Annotated in this window: 10 protein-coding genes; 4 read left to right on the forward strand and 6 right to left on the reverse strand. The window is 64.8% G+C overall.

What is annotated here, in order from left to right; translation table 11 throughout:
• The first annotated feature begins 15 nt into the window (after positions 1-15).
• Together BLU88_RS14640 and BLU88_RS14645 are read left to right on the forward strand one after the other, a co-directional pair.
• On the forward strand, positions 16-405 hold the full coding sequence (locus tag BLU88_RS14640) for a hypothetical protein (protein ID WP_092015492.1): 390 nt from the start codon (positions 16-18) through the stop codon (positions 403-405).
• A 127-nt stretch (positions 406-532) separates the two neighbouring features.
• Positions 533-3,052 (forward strand): UvrD-helicase domain-containing protein, encoded by a 2,520-nt coding sequence (locus tag BLU88_RS14645; protein WP_092015496.1) that lies wholly within the window; start codon positions 533-535, stop codon positions 3,050-3,052.
• Positions 3,053-3,210: 158 nt separating this feature from the next.
• On the opposite strand, the gene BLU88_RS14650 is transcribed toward BLU88_RS14645, so the two are convergent.
• From BLU88_RS14650 to purN, 4 genes are all read right to left on the reverse strand, one after another.
• Positions 3,211-3,393 carry an antitoxin gene (locus BLU88_RS14650; protein WP_092015499.1) on the reverse strand — a complete coding sequence of 61 codons (183 nt, stop codon included), beginning with the start codon at positions 3,391-3,393 and terminating at the stop codon, positions 3,211-3,213.
• Between the two features lie 136 nt (positions 3,394-3,529).
• The gene (locus BLU88_RS14655) at positions 3,530-3,766 is read right to left on the reverse strand and encodes a DUF3017 domain-containing protein (protein ID WP_231939449.1); all 237 of its coding nucleotides are present in this window, start codon (positions 3,764-3,766) and stop codon (positions 3,530-3,532) included.
• A 105-nt stretch (positions 3,767-3,871) separates the two neighbouring features.
• Positions 3,872-5,416, reverse strand: coding sequence for a bifunctional phosphoribosylaminoimidazolecarboxamide formyltransferase/IMP cyclohydrolase (purH, locus tag BLU88_RS14660; protein WP_092015505.1), 1,545 nt, complete (start codon positions 5,414-5,416; stop codon positions 3,872-3,874).
• A 48-nt stretch (positions 5,417-5,464) separates the two neighbouring features.
• Positions 5,465-6,088 carry a phosphoribosylglycinamide formyltransferase gene (gene purN / locus BLU88_RS14665; protein ID WP_092015508.1) on the reverse strand — a complete coding sequence of 208 codons (624 nt, stop codon included), beginning with the start codon at positions 6,086-6,088 and terminating at the stop codon, positions 5,465-5,467.
• A gap of 102 nt (positions 6,089-6,190) precedes the next feature.
• Between purN and BLU88_RS14670 the strand changes: the two genes are divergently transcribed.
• Positions 6,191-6,643, forward strand: a complete 453-nt coding sequence (locus BLU88_RS14670) for a hypothetical protein (protein ID WP_092015511.1) — start codon at positions 6,191-6,193, stop codon at positions 6,641-6,643.
• 146 nt (positions 6,644-6,789) lie between these two features.
• Here the strand turns inward: BLU88_RS14670 and BLU88_RS14675 are convergent, their stop codons facing one another.
• Positions 6,790-8,061, reverse strand: a complete 1,272-nt coding sequence (locus tag BLU88_RS14675) for a cell division protein PerM (protein ID WP_092017542.1) — start codon at positions 8,059-8,061, stop codon at positions 6,790-6,792.
• A gap of 115 nt (positions 8,062-8,176) precedes the next feature.
• Here BLU88_RS14675 and BLU88_RS14680 point away from each other — a divergent pair, with 115 nt between their 5' ends.
• Entirely contained in the window at positions 8,177-10,117 is a 1,941-nt protein-coding gene (locus tag BLU88_RS14680; protein WP_092015514.1) for a zinc ribbon domain-containing protein, read from the forward strand.
• 139 nt (positions 10,118-10,256) lie between these two features.
• Here BLU88_RS14680 and BLU88_RS14685 read toward each other — a convergent pair whose 3' ends face one another.
• Positions 10,257-11,672 carry an amidase gene (locus BLU88_RS14685; protein WP_092015517.1) on the reverse strand — a complete coding sequence of 472 codons (1,416 nt, stop codon included), beginning with the start codon at positions 11,670-11,672 and terminating at the stop codon, positions 10,257-10,259.
• Positions 11,673-11,710 lie beyond the last annotated feature (38 nt).

Genomic DNA, 11,710 nt, shown 5'->3' on the forward strand with positions numbered 1-11,710 from the left:
ACTACGATTAACTGTATGGAAATTCTACGCGAGATTCTTCTGACCCTGCATCTGCTGGGCATGGCCATCATCGTCGGTGGCTATTTCACCGTCATCCGCTCCCCCAGAGTGATGCCCGGAATGCTGCATGGCGCCTATCTGCAGCTGGTCACCGGCCTGCTTCTCGTGGGCCTGGCCGAGATGGGTGATGGCGATGTCAACCATATGAAGATCGGCATCAAGCTGGTCGTGGCGATCCTCGTCACTGTCTTTGCCTTCCTCGGCAACAAGAAGCAGAAGGCCTTCACCGCCTCTGCCCCGGCCGAGGGCGGTGCCGTGGCGGTGAAGAACCCGTCAGCGACCATGGCGCACCTCGTCGTCATCTTCGCCGTCATCAACGTCATCGTGGCCGTCTTCATCCACTGACCCAATTACTACCTGACGGCGGCTCAGCAACCTCGCGCGAGGTATCTGAGCCGCCGTCAGGTAGTTCTGAGGGGTGTGAGGGACCGAACGTGTCGTGTCCGAGCCGGACGGTATCGTTGGAGGCGACATGACTGCTGCAGCTGAACACACCGACCATGCCGCCGGCGCCGACTCCCGAGCGGCCGAACTCCTCACCGGACTCAACCCCAGACAACGCGAGGCCGTGATCCACACGGGATCCCCGCTGCTCATCGTCGCCGGGGCCGGATCGGGCAAGACGACCGTGCTCACCCGACGCATCGCCTATGCCCTGGCCACCGGTCGCGCCCACCCCGGCGAAGTCCTGGCGATCACGTTCACGAACAAGGCCGCGAAGGAGATGGCCGAACGCGTGTCCTCGATCGTCGGCCCCGCCTCCCGCGCCATGTGGGTCTCGACCTTCCACTCCTCGTGCGTGCGCATCCTCCGCCGCGAGGCGAAGGTGCTGGGCATGAAGTCGAACTTCACGATCTACGACGCCCAGGACGCTCAGCGACTCGTCGCCCAGATCCTCAAGGAACTCGGCCTCGACTCGAAGAAGTACGCCCCGCGGGCCATCCTGCACCGGATCTCCAACCTCAAGAACGAGCTGCAGACCCCCGACGACTTCATCCCGCGGCCCAACAACCCCGCCGATGAGGTGCTCGCCGACGTCTTCAAGCGCTATACCTCCCGTCTGCGGCTGGCCAATGCCTTCGACTTCGATGACCTCATCGCAGAGACCGTCCACCTCTTCGGGGCCTTCCCCGAGGTGGCCGATTCCTACCGTCGCCGGTTCCGCCACATCCTCGTCGACGAGTACCAGGACACGAACCCCGCACAGTACGCCCTGATCAAGGCGCTGGCCGGTGACGGAGCAGGAGGGCCGACGGGCGCCGAACTCACCGTCGTCGGCGACGCCGACCAGTCCATCTATGCCTTCCGCGGCGCCACGGTGCGCAATATCGTCGAATTCGAGAAGGACTTCCCGAACGCGGACACCATTCTGCTGGAGCAGAACTACCGTTCGACGCAGAACATCCTCGACGCAGCCAATGCCGTGATCGCGAACAACGACGACCGCAGGGAGAAGAAACTGTGGACCTCTGAGGGCTCCGGCGAGCAGATCGTCGGCTGGGTGGCCGAGAACGAACAGGGAGAGGCCCGGTTCATCGTCGACCGCATCGACGACCTCATCGACGACGAGAAGTACACCTACGGTGACTTTGCGGTCTTCTACCGCACCAACGCACAGTCACGTGCTATCGAAGACGCGCTGGTCCGCTCCGGAATCCCGTACAAGGTCGTCGGCGGCACCCGCTTCTACGAGCGCAAGGAGATCAAGGACGCCCTCGCCTACCTGCGCGTGGTCGCCAACCCCGATGACGACGTCAATCTGCGCCGCATCCTCAATGTGCCCAAACGCTCCATCGGCGACCGCACCGAAGGCCTCATCGCCGACTTCGCCGACCGGGAGAACATCAGCTTCTGCACCGCCCTGGGCCGCCTCGACGAGATCCCGCACCTGAGTTCGCGCGCCCTGACCTCGGTGCAGAAGTTCTATGACCTCATGCAGGATCTGCGCTCCACCGCCGAATCCTCCCCGCTCTCCCGCGTCATCGAGGCGATCCTCGAACAGTCCGGGTACCTCGAATCGCTGCAGAAGAGCACGGACCCGCAGGACGAATCCCGCGTCGACAACCTCGCCGAGCTCGTCGCCGTGGCCGAGGACTTCGTCGCCACTCGCGAAGCCGCCGCGGTCGCGGAGCCGGATGCCGCCGAAGCGGACACCGGCACCGAGGCGACCGCCGCCCATGAGACGACCGAGACAGAGACCGAATCCGCTGCCGAGGCAGCCGATCCCGACGTCGATGACGACGGTTCCGCTGGCGCCTCCACCGCACCGGGTGTCGGTCCCGCGGCCATCGACCAGTTCCTCGAACAGGTTGCTCTGGCCTCGGACACCGATCAGATTCCCGATGCCGAGCTTGGTCAGGTCACACTGATGACTCTGCACACTGCCAAGGGGCTGGAATTCCCGGTGGTGTTCCTCACCGGGCTCGAAGACGGCGGGTTCCCGCATTCGCGTTCCTTCGAGAATCCGCAGGAGCTGTCGGAGGAGAGGCGTCTGGCCTACGTCGGACTCACGCGTGCTCGGCAGCGGCTGCTCGTGACTCGCGCCGAGACCCGCAGCATGTGGGGCCAGCCCCAGTACAATCCGCCGAGCCGATTCCTGTCCGAGATCCCGGAGAACCTCATCAACTGGGAGAACACGGGCAGCTTCTCCGGAGGCTTCGGGTCGGGAGGTTTCGGTTCCGGCGGCTATTCCTCCGGATACTCGGGCGGATCACGCGGCTTCGGGTCGTCACGGTCGTCCGGAAGCGGATCCCGCTCACGCTCGAGTGCAAGCTCATCGGCACCGGTCGCCGGATTCCCCAACCGGATCCGGCCCAACCGTGAGGTCATCTCCGTCGAGGTCGGTGAGAAGGTCTCGCACGAGTCCTTCGGGCTCGGCACCGTCACGGAGGTCAACGGCACCGGCGACAAGACCGTGGCGGTCGTCGACTTCGGTTCGGCCGGATCGAAGCGACTCCTGCTGCGCTACGCCCCGATCGAAAAGCTCAGCTGAGTTTACAGCTGTGGTGGGTGCGCGGTGGGACCGTGGCCCCACCGCGCTGTGCCGTTCACCCGCACCATCTGCCCCGCGCCGGAACATGAGAAAGCGCCGAGGAGAACTCAGGTTCTCCTCGGCGCTCATCCATGCCGGACGCGGCTATGGATTAAAGATCATTCGTTGCCGAGCTTGTCATCGGCTCCGTCGCGACCCTGATTGATCTGGTCTTCGAACTTTCCACCGGTGACATTGTTGGCTGCGTCCGTGGCCTTGTCCAGGCCCTGGTCGCTGATCTCTTCACCCTTATCGCTATTCATGGCGTCCTTGGCTTTGTTAGTAAGATCGTCGAGTCCCATGCTGTCTCCTTTCATCGGAAAAGGTTCGAAGCGAACCTCTGACGCCACTCACCCTGCCACTGTTCCAGACATGACGACACCTGCAGGTCTCATTTCTCAGGGAATGCACATAAACTGTTTCGCCGAGGCCGATTCGTCAGCGGGTCAGCGGCACAACGAACGCCAGCCCGACCAGCAGTCCGGCGAACAGCAGACAAGTCGTGATGTCGACGACCTTCGACCGGTTCGTCCACACTTCGGTCCACGGCGGCGGCATCGCGCGGAATCCGGCGAGGCTCGCGGGGACGACCGCCAGCACGACGGCACCGAGGCGGAAGTCGATGACGGAGCACGCCGCTGCGGCGGCGACTCCGAGGAGACAGCCGAGCAGCACCCAATCGCGCCTGGTGGGATGCGCGTATCGCCGTTTCCAGTAGATCCATCGCTTCGCAATCGGGCCTCTCCCCGCCGTGCATGGCGGGGGTGAGATCGCTTCATCTCAGTGGAAGAAATGGCGGCTCCCGGTCAGGTACATCGTGATTCCGGCCTCCTCGGCGGCCGCGATGACCTCTTCGTCGCGGATCGATCCGCCCGGCTGCACCACGGCGGTGACCCCTGCGTCGATGAGGATCTGCAGACCGTCGGGGAACGGGAAGAAGGCGTCCGAGGCGGCGACCGCGCCGGCGGCACGTTCGGCTCCGGCCCGTTCGACGGCAAGTTTGGCGGAGTCGACGCGGTTGACCTGGCCCATGCCAACGCCCACCGAGGCTCCGCCCTTGGCGAGCAAGATCGCGTTGGACTTCACGGCCCGTCCGGCCTTCCACGCGAATTCGAGGTCCGCGAGAATGTCGGGGGTGGCTGCCGGGCCGGCGGCCAGGGTCCAGTTCTCGGGAGAGTCCCCTGAGGCCTGGAAGGCGTCGCGATCCTGGACGAGGAACCCACCGCTGATCGGCTTGATCTCGGCTGCGGGCACATCGATATCGCCGAGTTCGAGCAGTCGCAGATTCTTCTTCGTCGTGAGGATCTCCAGCGCCTCGGCGCTGAACGACGGAGCCGCCAAGCACTCCGTGAAGATCGGCTTGATCGAGGCGGCCAGCTCGGCGTCGACCTCACGGTTCGTGGCGATGACTCCGCCGTAGGCCGACAGTGGATCGCATTCGTGGGCGGCCTTGTGCGCCGCAGCCGCGGTCTCGCCGACGGCGATTCCGCAGGGGTTCGCGTGCTTGATGATGGCCACGGCCGGCAGGTGGAAGTCGAACGCTGCGCGGATCGCGGCATCGGTGTCCGTGTAGTTGTTATATGACATCGCCTTGCCGCCGAGCAGTTTCGCACCGGCGATCCCCACGGTTCCGTCGGAGTACACGGCGGCGGCCTGGTGCGGGTTCTCTCCGTAGCGCAGGTCGGCGATCTTCTCACCGGTGAGGCCGGCGAAGGCGGCCTTCTCGTCAGTGGCGAGTTCAGAGGCAAACCAGGAGGCTACCGCCGAATCGTAGGCCGCGGTGTGGGCGAAGGCACGGGCGGCGAAGGAGCGACGGGCATCAAGGTCGAACCCGTCTCCGACGGCTGCGTCGAGCACGGCGGCGTAATCGGCCGGATCGGTCACGACGGTGACCGTGGGGTGGTTCTTCGCCGCTGCACGCACCATCGAGGGTCCGCCGATGTCGATCTGTTCGATGCAGTCGTCGAAGCCGGCTCCGCTGGCGACGGTGTCGGCGAACGGGTAGAGGTTGACGACGACGAGGTCGAAGGGTTCGATCTCGAGTTCGGACAGCTGTTCCAGATGCTCGGGCTTGCGGGAGTCGGCGAGGATGCCGGCATGGACGCGCGGGTGGAGTGTCTTGACCCGTCCTTCGAGGCACTCGGGGAACCCGGTGAGCTCTTCGACCTTCGTCACCGCGGCTCCCGCCTCGGCGATCTTGGCTGCCGTGGATCCGGTCGACACGATCTCGACTCCGGCTGAGTGGAGGCCGCGAGCCAGCTCCTCCAGCCCGGTCTTGTCGTAGACGCTGATCAGCGCTCTCTTGATCGCGCGGGTTCCTGTCACAGATCCTCCTCGAGGTTCGGTTGCCGGTCGGTTCTTCTCCCGGCGGGGTCAGTGGGCGGTCATCGCCGAGGCGACATATCCGCGGACATGTCGACCGTCGACAACGAGGTCGGTGTGAGCCAGGTGCGTCAGCAGGCGCACGAGCTCTTCGCGTTCACGGGCTTTGATGTTCTCGTGCACGGTCTCTTCGGTGTCGTCGTCGCCGACGGGCACCGCGTACTGGGTGATGATCGGGCCGGTGTCGACTCCGGTGTCGACGAGATGGATAGTCCCACCGGTCAGCTTCACCCCATGGGCGAGCGCATCGCGGACCCCGTGTGCACCCGGGAACGACGGCAGCAGCGCCGGATGGGTGTTGATGATCCGGGACGGGAAGGCCTCGACGAAGCTGGGACCGAGGATGCGCATGAAACCGGCGGAGACCACCCAGTCCGGTGCGAACTCGGCCACCGTGTCCTTCAGCGCCAGGTTCCACTCGTCACGGTCGGCGAAGTCCTTGGGACGGACGACGAAGGAGGGAATCTCGTGCTGTTCGGCTCGGGCCAGAACCCCAGCGGTGGCCGAATCGGCCCCGATGGCGACGATGTCGACTCCACGGGTCCCGTCGGCGAAAGCGTCGATGACGGACTGCGTGAGGGTACCGGATCCAGAGGCCAGAAGAACGATGCGCACCCGCACAGTCTAACGTCTGCAGCACATGGACGATGCCCGGCTGTCATCGTGCGGACACAGCCCGCCGAGGCATTTGTCAGTCGACTGTGAGAAACTGATCCGGTGACGTCACCGCAGAATACCGAAGAGAAAAAGGCGCCGACTCCCGAAGAGGAGGCACAGGCCGCACCGGCACGACATGGACTCGTCCTGATTTTGCTGATCCTCGCCTCGGTGCTGACGTTCACGTATCAGCTGCCGTTCAAGCTCGCCGCCATCGGGTTCGCCATCGCCGCGGTCGTGTGGTCGGTGAAGTACATCGTCGCCGTCGTCAAGACCAAGCAGCGCCGGAACATGTCCTTGGGCATCCTCGGCGGTCTGCTCAGCATCTACCTCATCTTCTCCACGATGTCCTCGGTCATTCTCTGGCCGGTGCAGTCGAAGTACGAGGAATGCCTGCGCGATGCGATCACGCAGCAGGCGCAGCTCTCCTGCACCAGCGAATATCAGTCCGGCTTGGGCGACTGGTTCAAGCAGGTCACCGGCCAGGACCTCGATCTTCCCGGCACCAACTGACCTGCGCGGTCCGATCCCCGATCGTTCGGCGCTGATCCCCTCACCGAGGATGCCCTCGGCTCACGCCTGAGACCTCCGCCGAGGCGGCCCGCCCTTCACGCCGTAACCGCCGCGAGGGCGTTGCCTCCCCGGGGCGGCCCACCCGACTATCGCGGTTCGTCTTCGTTGACGATGTCGTCGCCGATCGGTTCCGGTTCATTCTCGTCGAACACATCATCCTCGTCGTCATCGGCGAATTCGGAGTGCAGACCGGAGAGCCTGATCAGCAGAAGGCCGGCAGCCGTTCCCACACCGATCCACGCCGTGACCACCAGTGCCGATGTCAGTGCAGAGGGTCCGAACCAGGACAGACCCAGCGGACCCATGGCTCCGCCGGCGAACAGTGCGAGGACCTCGAAGGTGATGAACACGATCGCGATTGCGACTGCGAGCCCCGTCCACGATTCTGCGACGATTTCGCGGGCTCGGTCGCGGCCGAGGATGACGCACAGCAGACCGAGCAGAACGAGAAGTGCCGGTGCTGCCGCAGTCCACGCCGGATAGTCACCGCTGAGCAGCTGCAGCACGTGCACATCGGGCACCGGCGCAGAGGTCGACCTGAAGGCCGAGCTCATCCCCGCATCGCCGATGCTCACTCCCGTCCCGGCGATCCACGACAGGGCCGAGAAGAAGATGCTCGGGGCGAAGAGCGCCTGAACGACGATGAGACCGGTTCCTGCGGCGACCGGTGAGCTGTAGACCTGCAGAGTGTCACCGACGTCGCCCCAGCGGATCACGATTCCGACGACGAGAACGATCGCGCCAAGGACCACGGCTGCCCACAGCAGACGGCGAGCGAGCCCGGCGACGACACGCCACGTCTCGTCGGAGATCAACGACAGTCCGGGAATGTCACCGATTCCTCGCACTCGAATGAGAGCCCACGCAACAGCCGTGACGAGGAAGAGGAAGAGGCGAAGGAATCCGAGCGGAGTCACCGCAGCCTGACCGACCACGAGTGCCAGCACCAGGAGAGGACCGGCGTAGGCCACGACGAAGGTGCCCAGAGCTGCTCCCATGAGCGCCCACCACCCGCCGGGATCCTCGTCACTGTCGGTCTGACAGTCCACGGCAGTGCCACAGGCTACTCGTTTAGCGCCAGTCGCCACCAGGAACCACAGGCCCAGAGTCACAAGACTCGGCGCCAGTGAGAAGTCGAAGCCGAGGGTAGAGACACTCAGTCCTGACACCGTCGCCCACAGTGCGAACGCCCATTCGGGTATCGCCGAATACGGCAGCTGCGAGCCGAGCCCGATGATCCAGAAGACGATGGCAAGGACGAATCCTGCGGGCACGACGATGAGGTAGATCTTCACGACTTCCATGAGGGCCGCGAAGATCGTCCGGCGATAGGGCTGAGGGTGAGGAGAAGTGTGCATCAGGACCATTTTCGCTTACCCCGGCTCGGCTTCCCGGTATTGACCACGCGATTCCCTGCTCCGGGAAGTACAATTGCGCCAGGACAGGCTTGTACACGCAAAGGATGACCCCACGATGAGCAACGGGAACGATCACCCCAATTTCCCGCCACCCCCAAGCGAGCCTCCGGAGAACGGCGGACCGAAGCCTGAGTCGGAGCCGCCGGCGAATGAGGACTTTCCGGACTCGAGTGCCGCCGCAGGTGACGAGACTCCTACCTCGCAGCCTCATTCCGCGAACGGAACGGATTCCACCGATGGTCCGTCCGAGTCGGATGCGCAGACTCCTACCGAAAACGGCTCTTTCGCCTCCGGCGACGGTTCCTCCGAGCCCGATGCCCCGGCTCAGTCCGACGACGGTTCCTCTGTGCCCGATGATCAGGCGCCGCCCTTGGGAGCCCCGGCCAGCGATGCACCGGCCCGTCCCACGGTCGCTCCAGCGGCTCCGCAGCAGAACCAACCGCCTCAGTACTCGGGGCCCAGTGCCCAGAACGATCAGTCATTCGGCCCCGGCCAGAACGGCGGATCGAATGCTCCGGGCGGCCCCCAGCCGGTCCCCTACCCCGGTACTCCGTCCCCGAGCGATCAGCCTCAGAACGGGCAGTACCCGAACAACCAGTATCAGAACCCGCAGCAGCCGAATGGCGGATACCCCGGTGCTCAGCCGCAGGGCGGCCCGCGGTCGAGTGGTCAGTATTCGAACTCGGCCTACCCGGGCGCTCAGAACCAGCCACCGTACCCCGGCGCTCAGAACCAGCCACCGTACCCCGGCGCTCAGAACAAGCCGGGCCAGTTCGACTCCGCGCAGAACCACTCCGGGCAGTACCAGACGGGTTCGGGCCCGAATGCCCAGCAGACCGGTTCCGGTCCATCGCAGGCGATTCCGCAGCCGGCTCCGGCTCCGGGCTTTGCCGGTTCCCAGACCAACGCAACGCGTGCCGAGAATCGTCCCGAGAAGAAGAAGGGCAAGCTTCCCCTCTTCATCACCCTCGGCGCGGTCGCACTAGTCATCATCCTCGTCCTCGTCGGGTTCTTCGTCGTCAGCAGCGTGAATAAGAACAAGTACGGACCCGACAAGGTTGCCGAGGACTACGTCGAAGCCCTCAACAAGGGTGACTTCGCAGCCGCCGAGAAGATCGCCCCCTCCGCGCGTCCGGAAGGCACGAACCTCGACCTGCTGCAGAAGGAATTCACCGATTCCTCCTCGGCGAAGATCGAGAAGGCCAAGGTCGAATCGTCAAAGGTCGACGGAGACAAGGGAACCGTCGTCGTGTCCTACGAACTCGACGGCAGTCCCTACAACGTGGAACTGTCCGCCACGAAGGACGGCAAGCAGGACCTGTTCTTCGACAAGTGGACGATGAAGGGCCCCGATCTCAACGTCATCTCCATCGATGTTCCCGCCGCCGACGGCCTCTCCGTCAACGGCAAGGACTACAAGGCGAAGTCGGGCACCACCTCGTTCGCCGTCTACCCCGGCAGCTATGACTTCACGATCCCGAAGAGCAAGTGGATCTCCGAGGCTTCCGATACGGCCAAGGTGAACTTCCCGAAGGCCTTCGCCCCCGGCGGACAGGCGAACAAGGGGCAGGTGTCCCCCACCACCCTCAACCTCGAACTGTCCCCGACCGGCGCCTTCGACAAGGAAGTTCAGAAACAGGTCGAGAAGGAACTCAAGAAATGCTTCGACAACAAGAGCATCGAGCCGAAGTGCGACTTCATCAAATACGACCCGACCGAGATTCCCGTCGGCGGTTCGGATAAGAAGCTCGATGACCTGGCGAAGAAGAACACCGCCAAGTGGGACATGAAGGAGATGCCCAAGGTGAAGGCCAGCTTCGGCGCCGGAGACACGAGCACCGGTTCATTCTTCACGGAGAAGCCCGGCAAGTTCAACTTCTCCGTCGACGGCAAGAGGGCCGGATCTTCCTACTTCTCCAACGGCAACTCCCTGTCGGTGTCCGGAAGCGTGAAGATCGACGGAGACAAGCTCTCGGTCGAATTCTTCGACTTCTGATCCCAGGGTTCGCCGCCTTCTCGGTGCACCTCGCCTCCCCCTGAGGCGGGGGACCACCGTCACCGAGGCGGCACCCTAAGACACAGCGGGCCTGTGACGACCGATTCCCGGTCGTCACAGGCCCGCTGAGCTCGTTCTGTCAGCCCACCGACCGTGTCGGCAGTTCGAGTCCGGCCGCGGCCTCGAACCAGGCACCGGCGGCCATGACGAATTCGTCGGCGAAGCGTCGTCCTGCGATCTGCACGCCGATGGTCCGGCCGTCGTCCATGAATCCGGCCAGCACCGTTGCCGCCGGCTGTTCGGACATGTTGAACGGCATCGTGAACCCGATATGGCCCATGGGTTCGTGAACCAGCGGGTACGGCATGGGCTGCTCGGCCGGGAATGCCGCATCCGGAGCCGTCGGCGAGATGACCAGGTCGAACTCTGAGGTGGCGTTGATCGTCCTCCGCCGGATCTCCTGGACGCTGTGATAGCAGCCGATCAGGTCGACTCCGCTGGTGTCGGCCCCGTCCTGGGCCCACTGCTGGATATAGGGCAGGATGAGCGCCTGTTCGTCGACGGGCAGCGCCTTGAGGTCGGCCCACGACCGCACCCGCCAGAACAGGTCCATGTCGTGGAGCAGATCATCGTCGATGAACGGATCGAGCGTCATGACTTCGGCTCCTGCCGCGGAGAACCGGTCGGCCGCCTCGGTGACGGTTGATCGCACCTGAGCATCCGCGGCGACCCCGCACCCGGCGTCGAGCTGCACGCCGATGCGCAGTCTCCGCGGGTCGAAGGTCGCGGTCGTATCGCTGCCCGGCAAAGCCTGCGCGTCATCGGCAGCGAAGCGCGGCAGCCGCGAATAGTCACGATCGTCCGGGGCAGAGATGATGTCCATGGCGGCTTTGACGTCGGGCATCGTCCGCGCGAGCGGTCCCGCGCACCTGCCGAGGTAGGGGGCATCGAGCGGGACTCGGCCGAAGCTGGGTTTGAGCCCGGCCAGGCCGAGCCAGGTGCATGGCAGGCGGATGGATCCGCCGATGTCGGAGCCGATGTGGATGGGCCCGTATCCCGCTGCCGCCGCGGCTCCGGCACCAGCGCTCGACCCTCCGGTCGTCAGGCTCGGGTCCAGGGGCGAACGGCTGACTCCGTGCAAAGAGGACACTCCAGAGGAGAGCATTCCCCAGTCGGGCATCGTCGTCGATCCGAGGATGACGGCGCCGGCTTCTTCGAGGCGCTCGGTGATCGGGGCATCGTGGTCGGCCACCGGCATCTCCACCCATGCGTGACCGCTGGGCAGCGGGACACCGCGGCGGGCGATGTTCTCCTTGATCGTCACGGGAACCCCGTCGAGGTCGCTCAGCGGGCGTCCCTCACGCCAGCGTGCGGCGCTGGCTGCGGCGGCGTCCCGGGAGCGTTGGTCGTCGCGGTGGAACAAGGCGTTGATGGTCGGTTCGCATTCGTCCATGCGGTCCACAACCGCGGAGTGCACGTCGATGGGGTCGAAGTCCCCTCCGGCGAAACCGGCTGCCAGTTCGGCCGCACTGCGGTCGGCAAGCGATGTGGTCATGTGCTGCCCTTTCTCTCTCGATGGTTCGTCGCTCTCAG

It is taken from the genome of Brevibacterium siliguriense, assembly GCF_900105315.1.
Lineage (GTDB): Bacteria > Actinomycetota > Actinomycetes > Actinomycetales > Brevibacteriaceae > Brevibacterium > Brevibacterium siliguriense.